The 20,042-nt window shown below is 58.0% G+C and carries 18 protein-coding genes and 2 pseudogenes; 8 read left to right on the forward strand and 12 right to left on the reverse strand.

What is annotated here, in order from left to right; genetic code table 11:
* Positions 1 to 21: 21 nt before the first annotated feature.
* The 4 genes from ACBR42_RS10845 to ACBR42_RS10860 form a co-directional block, all read right to left on the reverse strand.
* Positions 22 to 2,331, reverse strand: a complete 2,310-nt coding sequence (locus tag ACBR42_RS10845; protein WP_371208014.1) for an FAD-dependent monooxygenase — start codon at positions 2,329 to 2,331, stop codon at positions 22 to 24.
* A gap of 93 nt (positions 2,332 to 2,424) precedes the next feature.
* Positions 2,425 to 3,198 (reverse strand): cyclase family protein, encoded by a 774-nt coding sequence (locus ACBR42_RS10850; protein WP_371208015.1) that lies wholly within the window; start codon positions 3,196 to 3,198, stop codon positions 2,425 to 2,427.
* 12 nt (positions 3,199 to 3,210) lie between these two features.
* Positions 3,211 to 4,767 carry an indolepyruvate oxidoreductase subunit beta family protein gene (locus tag ACBR42_RS10855; RefSeq protein WP_371208016.1) on the reverse strand — a complete coding sequence of 519 codons (1,557 nt, stop codon included), beginning with the start codon at positions 4,765 to 4,767 and terminating at the stop codon, positions 3,211 to 3,213.
* Between the two features lie 48 nt (positions 4,768 to 4,815).
* The gene (locus ACBR42_RS10860; protein ID WP_371208017.1) at positions 4,816 to 6,984 is read right to left on the reverse strand and encodes a thiamine pyrophosphate-dependent enzyme; all 2,169 of its coding nucleotides are present in this window, start codon (positions 6,982 to 6,984) and stop codon (positions 4,816 to 4,818) included.
* A gap of 379 nt (positions 6,985 to 7,363) precedes the next feature.
* Here ACBR42_RS10860 and ACBR42_RS10865 point away from each other — a divergent pair, with 379 nt between their 5' ends.
* The 4 genes from ACBR42_RS10865 to ACBR42_RS10880 all read left to right on the forward strand — a co-directional run bounded on the left by ACBR42_RS10865 (position 7,364) and on the right by ACBR42_RS10880 (position 10,984).
* A complete protein-coding gene (locus ACBR42_RS10865) occupies positions 7,364 to 7,852 on the forward strand; it encodes a DUF3830 family protein (protein ID WP_102323636.1) in 489 nt (162 codons plus the stop codon).
* Positions 7,852 to 9,153 (forward strand): NAD(P)/FAD-dependent oxidoreductase, encoded by a 1,302-nt coding sequence (locus tag ACBR42_RS10870; RefSeq protein ID WP_371208018.1) that lies wholly within the window; start codon positions 7,852 to 7,854, stop codon positions 9,151 to 9,153. Before ACBR42_RS10865 ends, ACBR42_RS10870 begins: the two co-directional genes overlap by 1 nt.
* An 81-nt stretch (positions 9,154 to 9,234) precedes the next feature.
* Positions 9,235 to 10,407, forward strand: coding sequence for a pyridoxal phosphate-dependent aminotransferase (locus tag ACBR42_RS10875; RefSeq protein WP_102323638.1), 1,173 nt, complete (start codon positions 9,235 to 9,237; stop codon positions 10,405 to 10,407).
* A 103-nt stretch (positions 10,408 to 10,510) separates the two neighbouring features.
* Positions 10,511 to 10,984 carry a MarR family winged helix-turn-helix transcriptional regulator gene (locus tag ACBR42_RS10880; RefSeq protein WP_162900474.1) on the forward strand — a complete coding sequence of 158 codons (474 nt, stop codon included), beginning with the start codon at positions 10,511 to 10,513 and terminating at the stop codon, positions 10,982 to 10,984.
* Between the two features lie 154 nt (positions 10,985 to 11,138).
* On the opposite strand, the pseudogene ACBR42_RS10885 reads toward ACBR42_RS10880, so the two are convergent.
* From ACBR42_RS10885 to ACBR42_RS10900, 4 genes and pseudogenes are all read right to left on the reverse strand, one after another.
* Positions 11,139 to 11,966, reverse strand: a pseudogene (locus ACBR42_RS10885) (IS5 family transposase); the annotation flags it as partial.
* 75 nt (positions 11,967 to 12,041) lie between these two features.
* On the reverse strand, positions 12,042 to 12,449 hold the full coding sequence (locus ACBR42_RS10890) for an acyl-CoA thioesterase (RefSeq protein WP_371208019.1): 408 nt from the start codon (positions 12,447 to 12,449) through the stop codon (positions 12,042 to 12,044).
* The gene (locus tag ACBR42_RS10895; RefSeq protein ID WP_165927276.1) at positions 12,449 to 12,886 is read right to left on the reverse strand and encodes a MarR family winged helix-turn-helix transcriptional regulator; all 438 of its coding nucleotides are present in this window, start codon (positions 12,884 to 12,886) and stop codon (positions 12,449 to 12,451) included. Before ACBR42_RS10895 ends, ACBR42_RS10890 begins: the two co-directional genes overlap by 1 nt.
* A 724-nt stretch (positions 12,887 to 13,610) precedes the next feature.
* A pseudogene (locus ACBR42_RS10900) lies at positions 13,611 to 13,830 on the reverse strand (integrase core domain-containing protein); the annotation flags it as partial.
* A 55-nt stretch (positions 13,831 to 13,885) separates the two neighbouring features.
* Between ACBR42_RS10900 and ACBR42_RS10905 the strand changes: the two are divergent.
* Complete coding sequence (locus tag ACBR42_RS10905) at positions 13,886 to 14,035, forward strand: zinc-binding dehydrogenase (protein WP_207918755.1); 150 nt, start codon at positions 13,886 to 13,888, stop codon at positions 14,033 to 14,035.
* Positions 14,036 to 14,063: 28 nt separating this feature from the next.
* On the opposite strand, the gene ACBR42_RS10910 is transcribed toward ACBR42_RS10905, so the two are convergent.
* Positions 14,064 to 14,996: an SDR family oxidoreductase gene (locus tag ACBR42_RS10910; RefSeq protein WP_132304139.1), complete on the reverse strand. Its 933-nt coding sequence runs from the start codon at positions 14,994 to 14,996 to the stop codon at positions 14,064 to 14,066.
* A 151-nt stretch (positions 14,997 to 15,147) separates the two neighbouring features.
* On the opposite strand from ACBR42_RS10910, the gene ACBR42_RS10915 reads away from it, so the two are divergent.
* Positions 15,148 to 15,840, forward strand: coding sequence for a type 1 glutamine amidotransferase domain-containing protein (locus tag ACBR42_RS10915; RefSeq protein WP_371208020.1), 693 nt, complete (start codon positions 15,148 to 15,150; stop codon positions 15,838 to 15,840).
* On the opposite strand, the gene ACBR42_RS10920 is transcribed toward ACBR42_RS10915, so the two are convergent.
* Positions 15,837 to 16,346, reverse strand: a complete 510-nt coding sequence (locus ACBR42_RS10920; RefSeq protein ID WP_371208021.1) for a MerR family transcriptional regulator — start codon at positions 16,344 to 16,346, stop codon at positions 15,837 to 15,839. The two genes, ACBR42_RS10915 and ACBR42_RS10920, sit on opposite strands and share 4 nt — an antisense overlap.
* Before the next feature lie 97 nt (positions 16,347 to 16,443).
* On the opposite strand from ACBR42_RS10920, the gene ACBR42_RS10925 reads away from it, so the two are divergent.
* Complete coding sequence (locus ACBR42_RS10925; protein ID WP_371208022.1) at positions 16,444 to 17,280, forward strand: alpha/beta fold hydrolase; 837 nt, start codon at positions 16,444 to 16,446, stop codon at positions 17,278 to 17,280.
* Between the two features lie 258 nt (positions 17,281 to 17,538).
* Here ACBR42_RS10925 and nhaA read toward each other — a convergent pair whose 3' ends face one another.
* Together nhaA and ACBR42_RS10935 are read right to left on the reverse strand one after the other, a co-directional pair.
* Positions 17,539 to 18,744: a Na+/H+ antiporter NhaA gene (nhaA, locus tag ACBR42_RS10930; RefSeq protein ID WP_371208023.1), complete on the reverse strand. Its 1,206-nt coding sequence runs from the start codon at positions 18,742 to 18,744 to the stop codon at positions 17,539 to 17,541.
* Between the two features lie 242 nt (positions 18,745 to 18,986).
* A complete protein-coding gene (locus ACBR42_RS10935; RefSeq protein WP_371208089.1) occupies positions 18,987 to 19,316 on the reverse strand; it encodes a MerR family DNA-binding protein in 330 nt (109 codons plus the stop codon).
* 344 nt (positions 19,317 to 19,660) lie between these two features.
* On the opposite strand from ACBR42_RS10935, the gene ACBR42_RS10940 reads away from it, so the two are divergent.
* Complete coding sequence (locus ACBR42_RS10940) at positions 19,661 to 20,041, forward strand: hypothetical protein (protein ID WP_371208024.1); 381 nt, start codon at positions 19,661 to 19,663, stop codon at positions 20,039 to 20,041.
* The last annotated feature ends 1 nt before the right edge of the window (position 20,042 follow it).

Genomic DNA, 20,042 nt, shown 5'->3' on the forward strand with positions numbered 1-20,042 from the left:
TTGCGGGAGTGGCGGCCCCTATCAGGTCACTGAATGGCGGCGGGGCCGCGCCCGGATGCGCAACGCCTGCTCCTCGGCAAAATTGCGGCCTTCGTTACGTTCCAGCGCATGCAGACCGGGCAGGTTGCCGGGGCACAGGCGTGGCATGGGCGCACCATAACGGGCCGCCGCGCGCAGGATGAGGGCGGTATCAACCAGCATGGGACGACCCAGCGCAACCAGATCCGCACGACCGGCGGCAAGGATGGTATTGGCCTGGTCAACGGTGGAAATATTGCCCACGCACATGACGGGCAACCGGGTTTCCGCCCGGATCTGCTCGGCAAAGGGCACCTGGAACATCCGGCCGAATACGGGTCTGGCATCAGGCGTGGTCTGGCCGGTGGAAACATCGATCAGGTCACAACCCGCCTGTGCGAACAGCCGCGCTGCCGTCACGACATCGTCCATCGTGATGCCGCCTTCCTGCCAGTCGGTTGCTGAAATACGGACCGCCATGGGACGTTCGGCAGGCCAGACCGCCCGTACGGCCCGTGCCACCTCCAGCGGATAGCGCATGCGGTTTTCGATGCTGCCGCCATATTCGTCGTCCCGGAGGTTGGTCAGGGGCGAAAGGAAACTGGCCAGGAGGTATCCGTGGGCACAATGCACCTCGATCATATCAAAGCCACAGTTCACGGCCCGCCGGGTCGCGGCAACGTAGTCCGCCGTAATCGCGTCCATGTCGTCACGCGTCATGGCGCGGGGCATCGCACTGTGCGGATAATAAGGCAGAGGTGACGCGGAAATCAGGTCCCAGCCCCCTTCGGCCAGTGGCTGGTCCATGCCCTCCCACATGACACGGGTCGCGCCCTTGCGGCCCGCATGTCCCAACTGCAGGCAGATCCGGCTGTCACCTTCGGCATGGACAAAATCGACAATCCGGCGCCAGGCGGCTTCCTGCGCATCGGTATAAAGACCGGTGCAGCCCGGGGTGATCCGGCCATCGGCGCAGACATCGGTCATTTCCGTATAGACCAGACCGGCTCCGCTGGCGGCGAACTGCCCGTAATGCACCAGGTGCCATTCCCCCGGCACGCCGTCACGGGCGCGGTAGGTGGACATCGGCGACACCACCAGGCGGTTGGGAATGTCCATATCACGCAGCCGGAACGGCTGGAACGCGGGCACGACCCCTGGCCTGGTGGCATGGCCGGATGCCGTGCAGTCCGTCTCGAAATCCTTCTGCACCTGCGCCACGAAATCCGGGGCACGCAGGGCAAGGTTATCCCATGTAATGGCTTTTGAGCGCGTCATGAGGGAGAAGGCGAAGCGGATCTCGCTCATGGGCCAGTAGCGGTTCAGGTGCTCAAACCATGTCAGCGAGACTTCCGCCGCATGCTGGAGGCGTTCGACTTCATCACGCCGGTCGGAATCATATTTTGCCAGCGCATCACCAATAGTGTCGGTCGCCATGACGGCGGCGTGCAGGGCAATGGCATCCTCCATGGCAAGTTTCGTGCCCGAACCGATCGAGTAATGGGCCGTTGACTTGGCGTCACCCATCAGGACGATATTGTCCTTTGACCAGTTTTTGCACTGGATGGCGGGGAACCGGCGCCATATGGACCGGTTGGCGATCAGCCCGTGGCCGTCCAGTTCCTCGGCAAAGACGCCTTCCAGATACGCGACATATTCGGCCTCGGTCATGTCCCCCAGCCCGCACCGGGCAAAGGTTTCCTCGTCCACCTCAATGACCCAGGTGCTGCGTTCGCGTTCGTACTGGTAGCAGTGCGCCACGAATACGCCGCCCTCATGTTCGCGGAAAAAGAAGGTGAAGGCGTCCAGCGCGCGCGTGCTGCCCAGCCAGACAAAACGGTTGGACCGCAGGTCGATGGCGGGCTGGAAATGGGCGACGTTCTTTTCGCGGATTGCGCTGTTGATGCCATCGGCCGCCAGGACAAGATCCGCTTCGGGGAATTCCTCGGGCGATGCTTCGGTGCGGAAGGCCAGTTCCACGCCCAGTTCTTCCGCCCGCCGGTACAGCAGTTGCAGCAGCGTGCGGCGCGAACAGCCGCAGAAGCCATTGCCTGGTACCCGGAATGTCCGCCCCCTGACCGCTATGTCCAGATCATCCCAGTACGAGAACTCACGGCGGATCATTTCATAGGACGGCAGATCAGCCTGCGCGAAGATATCAAGGGTCTGGTCACTGAATACCACGCCAAAACCGAACGTGTCGGCCGGGGCATTCCGTTCGAAAACCCTGACCCGTGCCTGCGGAAGATCGCGCTTGAGCAGGATTGCAGCGTACAGACCGGCAGGCCCGCCACCGATTGAAACGATGTCCATCCAGACATTCCTTTTTTTGGCAGGTCCGAAGTATTATATATTAAATAAATTATTTATATAATACTTCGGAATTGCAGTTGATATTTTAATATATTATCTCGTTACAAGGGCGAAGACCCGCAGCGGGCTGCCTGATCCGTCACGCAGTTTCAGTGGCGCCGCCATGACAATCGCACCACGCGCAGGAAGCCGGTCCAGCCCGGTCAGGCATTGCAGCCCATATTTACCCGCGCCATGCAGCAGGGTATGGGCGGGGTATTTCGGGTCAAGCAGATGGGCCTGGCCACAGTCGGTGCCGATCGTTTCCGTTCCAAATCCAAAAATGTTTCGCTCCTCAATCAGGAAACGGATGCATTCGGCAGATGGCCCTGGCGTATGCGCGCCGTCCTCCTTGCGGTTGGTGTAATCCTCCGGGCTTCTCCTGCCCCAGTCCGTGCGCATGAAAACCCAGGTACCGGCTTCGATCGTGCCGTGTGCTTCCTCCCACTGGCGGATATGTTCGCATGTCAGCAGGAAATCGGGATTTTCCGCGGCGGCGGCAGCGCAGTCTATGACATTGACCGGTGCCACGAAGTCGCGGGCGGGCATGGTATCGACGGTGTTGTCCGGCAGGTTCCGGCCACTGATCCAGTGGGCCGGGGCATCAAAATGCGTGCCGGTATGTTCCCCGACGGTAAAGTTGCGCCAGTACCACGCAATGCCGTTTTCATCGTAGCGTGAAATGACTTCGCTGGAAAACGGCAGTGTCTGACCAAAGGGTTCGGGCAGGACCAGCGTGGGGAAATCCTCGCTCAGTGTGTGGGTAAGATCCACCACCTCTATGCTGCCGCTTGCAAGACCGGCAGCCAGCTCGGGCAAAAGTGACATGATCGTGCTCTCCTATGCCATGGCGCCGCGCTGGAAGCGGGCCAGTGCGGCCTCCAGCGCCGTGCCTTCCGGGTCTTTCAGGGCGGCTTCACGCAGCAGCCGGGTCCATACTGCCGCCCTGCCCTGCAGCAGCGGCCTGTCGACCATGACGCCAACCGCCGTCATGACCCGATCGAATTTGGACAGGCCGCGGGCGTGGGTGTCGCTGTAACCCTTGACCAGACGCCTGCAGCGCAGCACCTCGACACCGAAATCGTAATCCTGTTCCAGCGCGGCGCGGGTCAGGTCGAGCCATTCGTCCCGATGGCGCATTTCGCGTTTGTGGCGCAGCGAAACAGGGCGCAGGCGATAGAGTTCGGCAGTAATGGACAACAGCACGAACCAGCGCAGTCGGTCGGTCCGCACCCGCCAGCCCCTGCGCAGGAACCGCCCCATGAGCAGTCTGCCCAACCCGGTTTTTTCCAGCATCAGGGCAAGGCCGGATGGCAACAGGCCCAGCACTTCTTCAACGCGCGGATGCATGAATTCGGTAATGGAAAGCGGCTGACCGGCGGCTACACCCATTTCCGCCGCAATGCGGGAAAAGCGGGTCCGGCGGGTCTTGAGGTCTGCCACCCGGATCACGTCGTCATAGGCCATGGCGTTGGCAATATGGCGCGCGGCTTCGATCGTCAGCGCAGGCATTCCCTGCGCGCGTTCCTTCAGCGCAAACTCACGCACAAGCGCCAGATAGGTGGCTGCATACGCAACATCCTGAAAATCAGCCACGCGCCGCAGTCCGGCATCAAGCATGGTGGCTGCACCGGAAGGCAGCCCGGCCGCGGCGTGCAGCAGCGCATCGAAAGCCGCCACGCCCGACGGGCTGAACGGGGCCACCGCCTGCTCCACCGCAACGGGGTGGGCGGGTTCGGGCATATCGCCGGTGGTGCGCGCAAAGCCACGGTCAAAGGCGGCCAGACTTGGCTTGACCCCGATCCCGCCATTGCGGATTGCATCCTCGAACGCTTTGCGTGGAAATGGAAGGGCATTACTGGCCGCCAGTGCCCCCAGCATGACGGCGGAAATGACGCTGCGCGCCTCTTTCGCCACCTGCTCCATGTCAAAGGCGATGACTTTTTTTGCGGCAAAGGCCGCGGCGTCATACACCGGCGCGGGGTCTATGCGCCCGTCGCCGGGATTGATGCGTTCTTCCACCGCGTAGCTGCGGTGGGTGGAAACGAGCAGGGTCGTGCGTTCCGGTGTGACCAGGCCACGCAGCATGGCCCGGCCGCCTTCCATCAGTTCGGCCCCCAGAACGATGTCCACTTCCCCCGGCGTGGGCAGCAGGGCCAGAACGGGCATCCGTCCCGCCGGGTCGGCCGGTGCGATCTCGATGTAATAAATGGTTGCCCCGGTGCGCTGGGCCACGCCGGGAACCGATGTCGACTGGGCGATCCAGCCGCATTGTTCCGCAAGGGAGACAATCCAGCTGACCAGAACGCCGCCGCCCTGACCGCCCATGGCGCAGACGGCTATTGAAATCGGTTTTGTCGCAACGGCCGCGGAGTTTTCTCGTAAAAGAACGGTCATGAAAAATGTTGATCCTGTACAGCTACCAGATGGGGCGATGGCCGGACGTCAGCTGAATACCGGACGGCGCGCTTCGCGCCACCGCTGGACGGACGCAATGAGTGCTGAACGGATGCGGTGTTTCCACCGCTCCGACCGCGCCGCATTGACCACTGCATCCGCACGATAGAAGGAGGGGCACAGAACGGCGGCATCCGCCACCTCGCCACAGTTGCCGCAGGCGACACAGCTCTGGTCAATGCTGGCGACCGGGTCCTCTTTCAGTGGGTCCCCCGATGGCTTGACCGACAGGGAGGGACAGCCGGACAGCCGGATACATTCATGATCGCCGGTGCAGACGTCCTCATCCACGCCAAAACGCTGGGTGACCACCCGCTTGCCGTCCTTCAGCGCCTTGCGCTTCAGGGGCTTTTCGCGCCGCTGGCGATTGAGCATGCATTCCGAAGATGCCACGATCACCTTCGGCCCGCTTTCGCGCGTGGTCAGGGCTTCGTTCAGCACCTCGCGCATCCGGCCGACATCATAGGTGTGATCGATTTCCCGCACCCATTTCACGCCCACCCCCTTGATCGCCCTGGAGATCGGATGGTGGGTGGAACGACTGGCGGGGGTCGAGCGCGAGGACGGGATATCCTGTCCGCCCGTGGCGGCGGAATAATAATTATCGACAATGATGGTGACATCATCGTTTTTATTGAAAACCGCGTTCCCGATACCGCTGGTCAGCCCGTTATGCCAGAAGCCGCCGTCGCCCATTACGGCAATCGTGCGTTTGCGCTCGCGCCCCTTGAGACGGCTGTCCCCGCTGAAGGCCGAGGCGGAAGCCGGCGCCAGTCCGTAGCCCATGGTCGTGGCACCAAGATTGAAGGGCGGCAGGATGGAAAAAAGATGGCAGCCGATATCCGACGCGATGTGATGTGGCCCCAATTCCTTTTCCACCAGTTTCATGGCGGCAAAGATCGGCCGCTCCGGGCAGCCGGTGCAAAATCCGGCGGGACGGGCGGGAACGCTGTCTTTCAGCGCCGCGATCTGCGGAGTACATGTGATGGGAGGCTGGTTGGTGGCCCGTGCCGTGCTGTCAAGCAGATCGGGCGCATCCGCTACGAACAGGTTGCGCAGTCCGTCGGTCAGCACGCCCACGGTATATTCGCCCCCCATGGGCAGCATGTCCTTGCCGTGCAGGGTGCAGTCAATCCGGGCGCGGTGCAGGATCCGGCCGATGGCCTGTTCGATATAGTCGGGCTGGCCTTCCTCGATGACCAGAACGCTTTTCTTGCCGCGACAGAATTCCACGACCTCGTCATCAATGACCGGATAGGCAACGTTCATGACGTAAAGCGGGATGTCAGTCTTGCCATACAGATCAGCCAGACCCAGCCGCATCAGGGCACGCAGCGTATTGTTGTACAGGCCACCCAGCAGGATCAGCCCGACATCTGCATCCGGCTGGTCAAAAAATTCGTTAAGCCTGTGCTCCCTGATATACTGCACGGCGGCTGGCCAGCGCTGTTCCAGCTTTTCGGCTTCCTGAACATAGGCCGCGGGCGGGAGCACGATGCGCGAAAGATCACGCCGGGGGCTGCGGGTCGCTTCATCCAGCGTCATTGTGGGTCGCCTGTTATCCCTGGCTACGAATGTGCCGTGCAGGTGGCAGCTTCTGATCCGGACCTGGAGCATGACCGGCGTGCTGGAGGCTTCGGACAGTTCGAACCCCTTTTCCACCATATCGACGATACAGGGCAGCGAAGGGCGGGGATCGAGAAGCCACATCTGGGATTTCATGGCGAACGCATAGGAACGCTCCTGCATGATCGAGGAGCCCTCACCATAATCCTCACCGATGATGATGAGCGCGCCCCCCTTCACCCCGCCCGAAGACAGGTTGGAAAGCGCATCGGATGCCACATTGGTACCTGCGGTGGATTTCCATGTCACCGCGCCACGGATGGGATACATGACGGAAGCGGCCAGTGTGGCAGCGGCCGTTGCCTCGCTGGCACTTGATTCAAAATGTACGTCCAGTTCCGCCAGCAGGTCCTGCGCGTCCGACAGTACATCCATCAGGTGGGAAATGGGCGCGCCCTGATAGCCTGCCACATAACCCACGCCCGACTGCAACAGGGCCTTGGTTATGGCGAGTATTCCCTCGCCCCGGAAGGTTTCTCCGGCACCAATGCGCAGATCCTGCACTTCAAGCGCAAACGACCGCTCTGCCATGATGTCCCGCTCCTCGTTCAGATATGAAAAATAGTTAGCACATAAGATATTTCGGCTTCAACCATTTACTGTTCGATTCCGAAATGAATTTTTATCCCCCTCCGGGGCGCATGCCCGTTACTTCCGGCGGAAAACGTTGCGTGCAAAAAATAATTTCATGACCTGTCTGATGCCGATTTGTATTCCCGGCCCCGACAGAAATCGGCTGAAGCTCGCGAACGGCGAGACGGGACACGTACCTGTCCCCGTCTGTTTTGCGCACGCCGCATCCATTCATGATCCTGCCAGCCTTTCCGGCCGGATGCTACATAAAACGATCGACATCATGTGATTTTGGTTATAATATTATGCTGACCCTGGTTAATGGATATGCCCTGACATGACCCGTTTCATTACTGTTAAAGAAGAAAAATCAGCACTGACCGCACGGTTCCAGTTACTGGACAAGGAAGCGCCCCGTCACGCCGAAATGCTGTGGCGCATCGCGCAGCAGGGCGGTGACCATGGCGCAATCCATGCCATGTGGACGGGGCCGGAAATTTCATGCCCCGTTGTGGGTGACAGCCTGCCACAGGGCGCTGTACTCGACCTGCCGCCGGAAAACGCCACCAGTTTTCCCGATATGGGCGAAATCGCTACAGTATTCGCGCCAAAGGGTACATGGAAGGGCGCGCCGGACGCCGATTTTTTTGATATCGGCATTTTTTACGGTCCGGGCGGGCGAATGCTCATGCCCATGGGCTGGATCATGGGTTCCGTCTGCGCCCGCGTGGTGCCGGAAGATCTGGCAGCCCTTCGGGAAGGATGCGGTGCCATCCGCAGGAATGGCAGTTGCAGACTGACCTTTGAAGCCACGAGCCGGAACTGATGGCCCTCTCAGTAGAGCGGCCGCTGTGGCAAGGCAGCGCCACACTGGATATTCCGCACGGACGTGGCCGCCAGCAGGCTGAAACCGTTGTGATCGGTGGCGGCATTGCCGGTCTGTCCACCGCGTTCCATCTGGCCCGCAACGGGCATGACGTGGCTGTTCTCAATGCGGGAACGGCCCTGGGGCTGGCCACGCGCGCCAGTGCCGGTATCATTACCGGCCAGCTTGTGCGCAATACGCCCGCTTCCATCATGAAACGTCTGGGCAAGGCGGAAGGCAGCCGCCTTCTGGAAGCGGTCGCCGCCTCCCCGCGCGAAACATTTGCCCTGATCCGGGAGCAGAATCTTGCCTGCGGCGCCATGCCCAACGGGTTTCTCGCGCCGTTTTTCGGTAATGGTCAGCGTGAACGCCAGACAGTGGCGGACTGGCAGGCATGGCGGCAGGACATGTCCCTGCTGGATGCGAAACAGACAGCACAACTGACCGGATGTCAGGGATATGCCGGAGCCGTCCTCGACCGCAGTGGCGGCGGCGTGAACCCTGCGGCCTATGCCGATGAACTGGCCCGGCGCATTGTGGAAGAAGGCGGCCGGGTCTTCAACAATTGCCGCGTAACCTCCGTCACGCGGGATACGGGTAATGGGGCTGCGCGCTGGCTGGTAAGTTTTCCCGGTGGGGAATTCGTGGCGCGCAACGTCATTCTGGCGGCAAATGGCGGCAACCAGTTCCTCCACCGCGCGCTGCGTCATGCGGTGCTTCCCCTGCCGGTGCTGGAGGTGGCCACCGCGCCCGTCTCCCCTGCCCTGCGGAAAGTCATCCTGCCCCAGCGCCACGCCCTGACGGATCTTGCCACCGATGTCTTTTCCATCCGTTTTGACACCGAAGGCCACCTGATTACGGCAGCACCGGCGCCCGAGCATTTTGACTGGGCACGGATTGAAGACAGCATTAACGACCGGCTGGAAAAGGCCATTCCCGGCTGGGAACGGCTGCCGCTGGAATTCGCCTGGACGGGCACCGCATGGCTGCGCAGTGACTGCGTGCCGCGCATGCCGATCCTGGATGAAGGGCTACTGGCCATTCAGGCGTGCAACGGACGCGGCCTGGCCATCAACACGCTGGCGGGTGGTGATGCGGCCAACTGGATTCTCTCTGCCGGGCGGGACCTGCCACGCCTGCCGACCAGCCGCCCCCGGGCAGTGCCGGGGTTCATGCTGCTGCGCCATGTGCCACGCCTGATCATGACCGCCGCGCGCCTGCGTGCGCGCGTCACGCAGATGATAAAACGACCCGCGGCATAGACGCGCGGATTTTCATAAAACTGGCAGCGTGGCATGTGATGAGCGTGCCGCGCATTCCGAACTTTCTGACGGAACCTGATCATGAGCCGACTGGCAAAACGTATTACCGAATCATCGCCCAAGAATTACGGAATGTTTTCTAGGGCGATGGCAATGGCAGGCACGCGCGATCTGATCCATCTTGAACTGGGGCAGCCGGTTCATGACACTCCTGCCCATATCAAGGAAGCGGTGGTGGACGCCCTGCGCGCCGGGCACGTTCACTACAGCGATCTGCGGGGCAATGCCGAACTGCGCACGGCGTTGGCGAGCAAGCTGCAGCGGGAGAACGCAATTGATGTTACCCCCGATCAGGTGCTGGTTACCAACGGCCTGACGCAGGCTTCCTTTGCCGCCCTGTTCGCCACCATCAATCCGGGGGATGAAGTCATCCTGCTGGAACCCTTCTATCCGCAGCATATCGGCAAGATCGAACTGGCAGGTGGCGTGGTGGTGCGCGCACCGCTGGACCGGGCGAATGACTACAGCATCAATCCCGACATGATCGCGCCGCACATTACACCGCGTACCAGGGCGATCATTCTGGTTAATCCGTGCAATCCGACCGGCCGTGTCTACAGCCGCGACGAACTGTCGGCATTGGCCGATCTGGCCATCCGCCATGACCTGCTGGTCATTTCCGATGAAGTGTACGAGCAGATCCTGTTTGATGATGCCAGTCATACCAGCATTGCCTCACTGCCCGGCATGGCGGAGCGCACGATTACCCTTTTTGCCTTCACCAAGGCCTATGCCATGGACGGATGGCGACTGGGCTATGCATGCGGCCCGAAGGACCTGATGGCGGGGCTGCTGACGGTCACGTCCAACGAGGTGACGCATGTGAACACCTTTATCCAGTATGGCGCCCTTGCCGCCGTGACGGGTGATAAAGGCCCGCTGCACGGCATGCTGGCGGAAGACCGCAGGCGCCGTGACCAGGTGGTCCATGCGCTGAACCAGTGTCCTGGCGTCACCTGCCCGCTGCCGCAGGGCGCGATCTATGCATTCCCTGACATTTCAGGCACCGGACGCCGGGCGCAGGATATTGCTGATGCCCTGCTGGAACGCGAAGGCGTAGTGGTGGAAGCTGGCAGTTTCTATGGCGCTGCGGGCGAAGGTCACCTGCGCGTGTGCTTTGGTGCGGAAAGCGCGGACCGCCTGACCATGGCGCTGGAACGCATGCGGCATTTCTTCAACACGCTGGCCAGCTAAAAGCGCCGATCCGGCATTTCGCCGCATGACAGGTTGAACGTGACGTGCGCCGCATTAACGACTATGTTCAGCCTGTTTTCATAAACCCGATACAGAGCTGCCCGTGAACAAGAACGTCATACTAGATCCCGCCGCGCATGACTTCGACCTGTTCGGATCCCCTTTCTATCTGATCGCGCATGCGGATTTTCAGTATCACGAAGATGTGGAAGCCGTTCTTGTAAAAAACGGCGTCAATAAAAGTATCTATCGCATACTGACTGTCCTGCGCGCGCAGGAAAATATCAGTATTTCCGGCCTGGCGCAGCACGCGTTGATCAAGCGCAATACGGTCGGGCGACTGATCGAGCGCATGGCGCAGATGCAGCTTGTGACGACCTTCCTGTCCCCTGATGACAACCGCGTGACCATTGTCACCTTGACCCCGGAAGGTCGTAAACTGCTTGACAGGCTGACGCCTGTTGTCGCCCGTCAGACCATTCGGGCCATGGAGGGCCTGAACCAGGAACAGCTACAGGCGTTTGTAAAAACCCTACGCCATATTATCAAAAATCTGGATAGACTTGGAATAGAGTAGAAACCGTACTGTTCAGGAATGGGCATGCATAAATATAAAGTGTCTGTATTATTTTGAAATTTACCTAGGACCTGTTAGGTATTGAATGACAGAACGGACTGCATAGCTGTTTATGATGGGCATGATGCAGTCTGTTTTTTCTGAGTGTCTGACCGAAAATGAGTTGAGTGATTTTCCGCAGAAATCTGCGGATATGGGCAATCATCAACCACGCATGGGATGACGAGATTGTTGCCTCGACATCCTTCGTGAGGCGGCGGCAGCGTCCGGGCCATGCAAAGCTGCGCTCGACGATCCAGCGTTTGGGCAGGACAACGAAGCCTTCGGCCCGATCGCTACGCCTGATGATCTCCATCGTCCATCGGCCGAGTTCAGCCAGCGCACCACGCGACTTCCCGCCAGCATATCCCCTGTCACCGATCAGATGGTGGAGCCAGGGCAACAATGAGCGTATCCTGACCGCTTCCAGCGGCGCACCATCACGATCCTGAACGTCGGCAGGATGTCCAACAGCCGCCACGACATGACCCGGCGTGTCGGTCGCGATATGCCGCTTGCGTCCCCTGATCTTCTTACCCGCGTCATAACCGCGTGGACCGCCATTTTCAGCGGTTTTAACCGACTGGCTGTCGATAATGCCCACTGAAGGCGTGGCGTCCCCGCCCGTCCTGCTCACGTGACGGGATCACGAGAATATGGTTCATGGCTTCCCATCGTCCCGCGCGGATCCAACGGTAGAAATAGCCCTGTACGGTCGTAAAGGCCGGAAAGTGCCGGGGCAACTGCCTCTATTGGCAGCCGGTCGTGACGATATGAAGGATCGCCTCCACGACCCGGCGCAAATCCGTACGTCGTGGTCTTCCCGGCCGCGTCTTCTCGGGCATCAGCGGTGCAATAGCGCCCACTCCGCATCGCGAAGGTCGCTTGCATATTCCAGGTCGTCCCTTTGATACTGCGCGCGGGTGATTTCAGTCCAGACCATCCTGATCTCATCAGGTTCTCGCAACCCCATGAATCATAACCTGCTGAAATCACTCAACTCATTTTCGGTCAGACTCTAACAGGCCCTAGGCTTTCCCTTCGCATCTACAGCCACCACCACGAATGTAGCCGTGGCGCACTGGATAGATTCTGCCTTGCCCAGATCCGCCGCCCACATTTCCAGATGGAAATGCATGGACGTACGCCCTGTCCTGAGCAGTCGGGCATAGACCTTTACATCCTGATGCGGATACACAGGGTGGAGGAACAGCAGTTCCTTGACCGCGACCGTCGTCACGTTTCCCGAACTGGCGCTGCCGCCGGCAAGGCCAGCCGCCTGGTCAAGGCGCGCCATGATCCAGCCACCGAATATGCTGCCCGCCCCGTTCAGGTCGGCTGGCATGGTCATGACCCGCAGTACCAGTTCTGCCGGCGTTTCATTGGCCGGTGTCTCGTTATGTGCCTGCGCGATCTGTTCCGTCATTATTCTGCTCTTGTCCGCTTCTGTTCCCATTGCTCTTCCCTTGCCGCAATGGCTGCTTTGGTTTTGCCCAGCAACTGGTGAAGCTGGGACAGTTCATCCTCGGTCATGCCTTTCAGCATTTCCTGTATCCATTCCTGATGGGCAGGCATGGCGGTTGAACAGAGCTGTTCACCCAGCGCGGTCATCTGCACCAGCGTGCTGCGCCGGTCGGTGGGATGAGGGTGACGTTCAACCAGCCCTTCCTGTTCCATAAGGTCGATCAGTCCGGTCACGTTGCCCGTGGTGACCATCAGGCGCTGGGACAGGTCGCCCATCGAGAGCGTTCCGTTGCTGGAATCAAGCTGGGCAAGAACATCAAAGCGCGGCAGGGTAGTATTGTACTTTTTCCGCAAAAGCTTGCGTACGCGCTTTTCAACCAACTGGGTGCAGGCAAACATCCGGATCCAGACCCTCAGTGCCATCTTGTCGACTGATTTTTTCGTGTCCTCCTTATGCTTGGCGGAGTTTGCTACGAGCGATGAGTGCACAGGCATTGTCTGTTCCATACCGTATGATGCAGATTATCATAAATCGATGTTATATCATAATAGTTTAGATTAAAGCTTCTAAGGCATGTTTTTCTTTTTTGCAAAGACAAGATTGCTCTGGCACGCAGTCAGACTTTAAATGCGGCCTTCTGACGACTTTGTGTTGGTCAACCCGTTACGCCGAATTCATTACGCGGACATGTAATTGTTTATATTAATGATTTTCAATAAGAACTGGTCCGACCAGAATGACAGTCTTCATGGACATCTGACCATATCTTCACGCGCATGGCGCCATATGCTGGAGATACGAAGTGGACTTGTAACTGATTTGAGTCGGTCATCCGAACATTTTAATGTTCGTATCCGGAGACCGGCGAGATGGAGCGCACGGAAGTTTTCAAGCGTGAGGCCATAAGTATTGCATTAAGCCGTGGGCAGTCACGCACGTGCATGGCTGCGGACCGTGATGTTGGCGGATCCACTCTGGGTCAGTGAATAATGGATTATCCTTCGACTGAGTCGGCAAAAGGGATGACGTGTCCCCCATTTTGTTACCAGTCAAAAGGAGAGGTCCTGTTTTTATTGAAGTTCTTCCCGAATCTGGACCAGCGTGAACTGGAAACTTCCGGGGTCAAAGCTTAGCCGACAAGCATGCCGGAGAACTGTTCAGCAGCGATATCGGTGGCTTGTTGCCGATAGCACTGTGTGGGCGGACTTCGTTGTAATCCTGACGCCAAGCCTCCATTTTTGTCTAGGCAGGAAAAGTTGAGCACGATGCCCTTCTGATACGCCCGTAAATCCAGATCCCGGCTGATAAACTCCGAGCCCTGGTCGACCCGGATGCTCCTCGGCACCATGTTGCGCAGTTGCATGCCCAACTCCTTGTGAAGACGATAGATCTGCTCCGTGCGCCATTCGGCGCAGCTCTTCAACTGGATCACTGAAGGCAGGCTGAAGGTCAACATTGGCGGCACCTACCCGCTGGCCGACGCCGCCCGCGCCCATGCCGACATGGAAAGCCGCAAGACGACCGGAAAGCTCCTGCTGATTCCGTAAAAAGTGGAGAAGCCGGGATTATTCAGGCTCATCTGCCTCTCCACTTCTTCATGATGAACTCCAGACCCTCCTCATATGTCGTGACCGAAAACGCAGGAAAATGGCGTTTGAATTTCGTTGAGTCGAAGAGATTGTCCTGCTCGTAGCGGGGCAGCAGTTCTCTGATTTCCCGCACCTTTTTTGAGAAAATGCCTGCGATGATCAATGGCCATCTGCCGATGACCGAATAGGAAGGCGTGCGTCCGAAAATCCTGGTCGCCATAGTAACGAATGTCCTGTAGGTCGGTCGATCATCACAGCACGGCAGATGCCAGGTCTGGCCATAAGCATCCGGTGCGTTGCCCAGCGTTGCGAGCCCGCGGCTTGCATCCGGCGTCCATATGAGGGTCCTGCGCGTATCGTCACGGACAGGGACCAGCGGTCTTCTGCCCGCTTTCAGCCTGTCAATGATCAGGGCGTTGGTAAAACTCTGCGTTTTCCCCGGACCATAGAATTCCGGTGCGCGGGCGATGAGCACGGGAATGTCTCCCCGGGCCATTTCTTCCATTACCATGGACGCCATTGCGGCGCGCACCCGCCCTTTCCGGCCAACCGGGGCGAAGCGCGTTTCCTCCGTCTGGATCTCGCTGTCCTGCGGATACATGTACGTGTTGTCGAAATAGGCAAAACTGGCCCCCGCCGCCCGGCTCGCCTGCAGGGCGTTTTTCAGCATGACGGGAAACTGCTCTTCCCAGAGCGTGCTGTCAGGGGGCAGGCCGGCTGTGAAATAGACGATCCGGCTGCCTTTCACTGCCTGCATCGTCTGCCCTGCATCCAGCAGGTTCGCAGCCATGAGAGTGTCGTCCTGGTTGACCTTGCGGGGATTGCGGCTCACGAGCCGCAGATCGCCCGTATGATGCTGATGCAATGTCCGCGCCAGTTCTGTGGCGATCTGGCCATTTGCGCCCAAGATTGTCTGCATGTGGGGCTGCCTCCATGGTGCCGAGCAAGTTTGCCCTTACAACGCTAACGTTGAAGTCAGATTTAATGTCAAACGACAGATTGACCTTCAACCGGACTTGAACGTTACAGAACGGCCGTTCGACTACCCTGCCGCATGAAAGGGGCCAGCCATGAGCCGCCATATACTTCACGTTGCCACCAACATTGCGCATTTCGACAATCCTGCGCACCCAACTGGATTATGGCTGTCGGAACTGACGCATGCCTGGGACGTGTTTGCCGCCAGGGGTTATGAACAGCGCATTGTCAGCCCCATGGGTGGCAAGGTTCCGCTTGACCCGCGTGCGTTGAAATGGCCGATGCGCGACGGTTCCGCAAAAGCGTGGCTGGCCGATCCGGCAAAAATGGCCCTGCTGTCTGCAACCCCTTGCCCCGCAGACATCAATCCGCAGGATTATGATGCGATCTACTTTACCGGCGGGCACGGTGTAATGTGGGACTTTCCCGATAATGAAGGACTGCAGGCCATCACACGCGCATTGTGGGAAAAGGGCGGCATTGTTTCCGCTGTCTGTCATGGATATTGCGGGCTTCTGAACACCCGGTTGGCCAATGGTTCCTTTCTGGTCTCCGGGCGCAAAATCACCGGATTTTCATGGACCGAGGAAAGGCTGGCGGGCGTCTCGCGGGAGATACCCTACAACGCGGAAGCTGAAATGAAGGCACGGGGCGCGCTTTATGAAAAAGCCCTTCTGCCATTCATGTCCCATGTCGTGGCGGATGGAAAACTGGTGACGGGCCAGAACCCTTTTTCCGCCAGAGCGACCGCAAGAACAGTCGTGTCCCTTCTGGGAGGACTTTAAGGCGAAACAGCTTTTTTGCTGCGCCCCCTGCTCACGGACAGACGACGATCCGTCCTGTCCAGAAGGCGCACATCGTCAGATGTGACATCCAGATTTTCGGGAGACGCCATAAGCACATTCGTCAAAACACGATGGGCATTAGCCGCACAGTCCATGTCGTCGGGGCGAGCCTGAATGTCCTCAACCAGACGAAGGAGGTGCGCTTTGCTTTCGGCCAGACGTGCCTGCAGGGCCTCGATATCCGCAATCTTGCGTGTCAGTGCGTCCATGAGCGCATCATGGTTCCAGTGTTTCAGATCAGCGGGCAGCAGGGTACGGATTTCATCCAGCGTAAACCCAGCTCGCTGCGCCGTTGTGATAAGCCTCAGGATCAGCACGGCCTGTAGCGGATAGGTTCGGTATCCGTTGGAACGACGATCAACCGTTTTCAGCAATCCGATACGTTCATAGAACCGGATTTTAGAAGCTGTAAGACCGGTTTGCCGTGCCAGTTCTCCAATCTTCATGATGTACCTCCCGTCATGAATGCAACTTGACCTTGAAGTTATCTTTAACGTTAGACTGTGAACAGTATCCCGTTCCTGATCGGCAAGGAGACGTATCATGCCATTCGTCACGACATCTGACGGCGTAGAGATTTTCTACAAGGACTGGGGACCGAAGAACGCCCAGCCGATCGTCTTCCATCATGGCTGGCCACTCAGCGCCGATGACTGGGATACGCAGATGCTGTTCTTCCTGAGCAAGGGATTTCGCGTCATTGCGCATGACCGCCGCGGTCACGGGCGTTCGGCGCAGGTGAGCGACGGTCATGACATGGATCATTACGCGGCGGACATATCGGCTGTTGTCGAACATCTCGACCTGAAAAACGCCATCCATATCGGGCATTCGACAGGGGGCGGACAGGTTGCCCGCTATATCGCGAAATATGGTCAGCCTCAGGGTCGTGTCGCCAAAGCCGTGCTCATCAGTTCCGTGCCGCCTTTGATGGTTCAGACGGATCGCAGCCCTGAAGGCGCACCGATCGAGGTGCTGAACGGGCTGCGTGCCGGGCTGGCGGCCAATCGCGCGCAGTTCTTTCTGGATGTGGCGAGCGGGCCGTTCTACGGCTTCAACCGTCCGGGCGCGGAAGTTTCAGAAGGAACGATCCGCAACTGGTGGCGCCAGGGCATGATGGGCAGTGCGAAGGCCCATTATGAAGGGATCAGGGCCTTCTCCGAAACGGACCAGACGGAGGATCTGAAGGCCATCACCGTGCCGGTGCTTGTGCTGCAGGGCGATGATGATCAAGTCGTGCCTTATAAAAATGCGGCAATCCTTCAGGACAGGCTACTTCAGAACAGCACATTGAAAATCTATGCCGGTTATCCGCATGGCATGCACACGACCCATGCTGACGTCATCCACGCCGATATTCTGGCGTTTATTACCGGCTGAAGATTGCGTCCCAATCATTTGGTTTTTTAACATCAGCGGGTGACGAGTTTATTTCTTCACCAGCCTGATCGTAAAGTCAGCTCCCACAATGTCGCCGTGCTGAAATTTGGCATTAATGGTGGTTTTACGAAAACGTTGCTGCTGGACGGAATGTTTTGAATGTGGGTATCAGCAGCCTGTCCGCCCTGTTCTCGCGAAGCAGACAGGGAAAGACGAATGCTGGCTGTGGGTGACAATTTCCCTCTTGTCGGCCATCTTCTACTGCGAAGATGGCCGGTCATGCTGAGGCAAGAAACGCAACCAGCACCACCCCAACAGGGCAGACAGGACCGAGCCGGCGAAAATGCCCATCTTGGCCGGGCTTACAAGGTCTGATCCGGCAAATGCCAGGTTCGCGATAAACAGGCTGATCGTGAATCCGATGCCGCACAGCAGAGAAAGGCCAAACAACATTCCCGTTGGTGTTTCGGCCGGAAGCGTAGCGATCTTCAATCGGGTCGCAAGCAGCGTCGCGCCAAAGACACCGACAGGCTTGCCAACAATCAGTCCCAACATGATCCCGAGCGGAACAGGCTCCAGCATCATGTCCAGATGAACACCCGTCAATGACACACCCACATTCATGAAACCGAAAAGCGGCAGAACCATCCATGTGACGAAGGGTGCCAGCGCGGAGTCTGTCCTGTCGAGAGGCGTAACTTGTCCAACGCCTTTTCCGGATGCTGTCGCTGGCAGGCAGAGTCCGGTTATCACCCCAGCAAGAGTTGGATGCAGGCCAGATTCCAGAAGTGCTATCCATAGGAGAATGCCCCCGGTGGCATAACTCCATAACGTTCTGATCCCGGCCCTGTTCGCTCCGATCAACGCTGCCGTGACAATTCCGACCGCCACCAGTGCTGGCCAGTACAGAGTGCTTCCGTAAAACAGGGCGATTACCACGATACCCAGCACATCATCGAAAATGGCCAACGCCATCAGCCAGGCTCTGGCTCCCGGCGAGACATGCCTTCCAAGAGCAAGAATGATCGGCAACGTGAATGCAGCGTCCGTTGCAACAGGAATAGCCCAGCCGCGCGTCGCTTCCGGATGTCCGCATGTTATCAGAAGATACGTCAGGGCGGGCACGATCATGCCGCCCAGTGCCCCGATAAGCGGCAGGGCAACGCGGCGTAGTGACGAGAGATGCCCTGAGACGGTTTCCTTCTTGATTTCGAGAATGACCACCATAAAAAACAGGGCCATAAGCCCGTTGGAGACCCATGCGTCCATGTTTTCCGGCCCATGTACGCCCAGAAAGGAAAGTGTCATGGGGGTCGTTATCAGGGCTCTATAACCCAACGCCCATGGTGAATTTGCCAGGATAAGACCCGCAAGAGACGCAAACAGGAGAACAGACGTCCCGCCTGCGGGAGAGCCAAGGAAACGTCGAAGGTGGGTGGTGAACGCAATAAAAGCTTCAGTCATCCCTCTTTGTCGAACAAGGCGGGGTTCCGGACAAGGCAAAGGTTCTGCGCTATCTTGTCATAATATTTCTCCTTGTGTCCGTATTCTTGAATACCCGTTTTGCGAGCTTTGCGTTCTGGATGAGGCGACTGCAGCCTTTTCCTTATATCTGGCCAAAATCATCAATGACCCTGCATTCTCCAATCCTGCTATGCTGGCACTGCTTTAGTAGATGGTTCAGCTCATGCCGTAGCGATCGCAGATCATGGATTTCTCGGCTGTTTCCCCTCATATTTTACTGGTAATAACATAATATTACTTGCAAGATCAGCACGTCTGTACCGCAGATGCAGTAATACCCGCATCTGATTTAGCGGAAAGCCCAACTCTCTTGCACGACGGATAAAGCCCAGACACTTTAAATGTCCCTGAGTGTAGACGCGGTAGTTTCCGGCGAGGCGGAGAGGGCAATGACCGGCACGTTCATAATCATGGATCGGAAATACTTCTACGTGGCGAATATTCTCGTGGGGAATTTCATGTGATTTGAAGAAATAGGTATGTGTCCGGTCAGTCCGTCCGATAGGTAATATTGTTTGTTAATATTTTTGTGAAATTGATTATTATTTATGAAACACCTCAAAATTATCTAATATTATACTTTATTAATGAATTTCCATCCGTAAATCCTGTAACAATATCAGAACGATAATCATTTTCATAATATAAATTTATTCCGTAGATGACATGTTCAGGTTCACGTCAGGTTTCTCTGTTATCGGTAGGAAGTCATCGTCGTGATGGCAGGAATTATAAGTTTTACAGGAAACAGACGCGTATTATGCGAAGGATATTGTACGGCAGCCTGTATACAGCCTGTATTTTCTTTCTGATAATGTCGCCTACCCGGGCAGATAGCGGGACGGAAGGCATATGCATGACAGTCCAGCAGGGCATCCGCCTGCATGTGGACGGTATGTATGGCGGATATCCCCATTCCGTACTGCGCGATGTCGTACTGCAGGGTGTGGCGTGCCCGTCTGATGAGGCTGAACTGCACGCATTCAGCCTTATCGCTGAGCCGGCACCCCATCTACGTATTTCCGTTATGAGGCCCATGGGACAGGGGCAGCAGGGATCGATTTCCGCCCGGCTGTTCTCGCAGGGGCATTTTGTCATAGGGGAGCGCATGTCCCTCTCCCCCCTGGCGCGGTCCCAGTCTCCCTTTTCGGTTTCGTCCTACATCAACCTCATGATGACGCGACTGTGGAGTGACCTGGCTGCACGGATCAGCCATGGTGGTCCCGTCATTCCATGAG

The sequence above is a fragment of the Komagataeibacter sp. SM21 genome (assembly GCF_041402665.1).
Lineage (GTDB): Bacteria > Pseudomonadota > Alphaproteobacteria > Acetobacterales > Acetobacteraceae > Komagataeibacter > Komagataeibacter saccharivorans.

Coding starts and splice junctions, on each gene's coding strand:
- ACBR42_RS10845 (WP_371208014.1), bottom strand. CDS start 2,331: ATGGACATCGTTTCAATCGGTGGCGGGCCTGCCGGTCTGTACGCTGCA.
- ACBR42_RS10850 (WP_371208015.1), bottom strand. CDS start 3,198: ATGTCACTTTTGCCCGAGCTGGCTGCCGGTCTTGCAAGCGGCAGCATA.
- ACBR42_RS10855 (WP_371208016.1), bottom strand. CDS start 4,767: ATGACCGTTCTTTTACGAGAAAACTCCGCGGCCGTTGCGACAAAACCG.
- ACBR42_RS10860 (WP_371208017.1), bottom strand. CDS start 6,984: ATGGCAGAGCGGTCGTTTGCGCTTGAAGTGCAGGATCTGCGCATTGGT.
- ACBR42_RS10865 (WP_102323636.1), top strand. CDS start 7,364: ATGACCCGTTTCATTACTGTTAAAGAAGAAAAATCAGCACTGACCGCA.
- ACBR42_RS10870 (WP_371208018.1), top strand. CDS start 7,852: ATGGCCCTCTCAGTAGAGCGGCCGCTGTGGCAAGGCAGCGCCACACTG.
- ACBR42_RS10875 (WP_102323638.1), top strand. CDS start 9,235: ATGAGCCGACTGGCAAAACGTATTACCGAATCATCGCCCAAGAATTAC.
- ACBR42_RS10890 (WP_371208019.1), bottom strand. CDS start 12,449: ATGACGGAACAGATCGCGCAGGCACATAACGAGACACCGGCCAATGAA.
- ACBR42_RS10895 (WP_165927276.1), bottom strand. CDS start 12,886: ATGTTTGCCTGCACCCAGTTGGTTGAAAAGCGCGTACGCAAGCTTTTG.
- ACBR42_RS10910 (WP_132304139.1), bottom strand. CDS start 14,996: ATGCAGACAATCTTGGGCGCAAATGGCCAGATCGCCACAGAACTGGCG.
- ACBR42_RS10915 (WP_371208020.1), top strand. CDS start 15,148: ATGAGCCGCCATATACTTCACGTTGCCACCAACATTGCGCATTTCGAC.
- ACBR42_RS10920 (WP_371208021.1), bottom strand. CDS start 16,346: ATGAAGATTGGAGAACTGGCACGGCAAACCGGTCTTACAGCTTCTAAA.
- ACBR42_RS10925 (WP_371208022.1), top strand. CDS start 16,444: ATGCCATTCGTCACGACATCTGACGGCGTAGAGATTTTCTACAAGGAC.
- nhaA (WP_371208023.1), bottom strand. CDS start 18,744: ATGACTGAAGCTTTTATTGCGTTCACCACCCACCTTCGACGTTTCCTT.
- ACBR42_RS10940 (WP_371208024.1), top strand. CDS start 19,661: ATGACAGTCCAGCAGGGCATCCGCCTGCATGTGGACGGTATGTATGGC.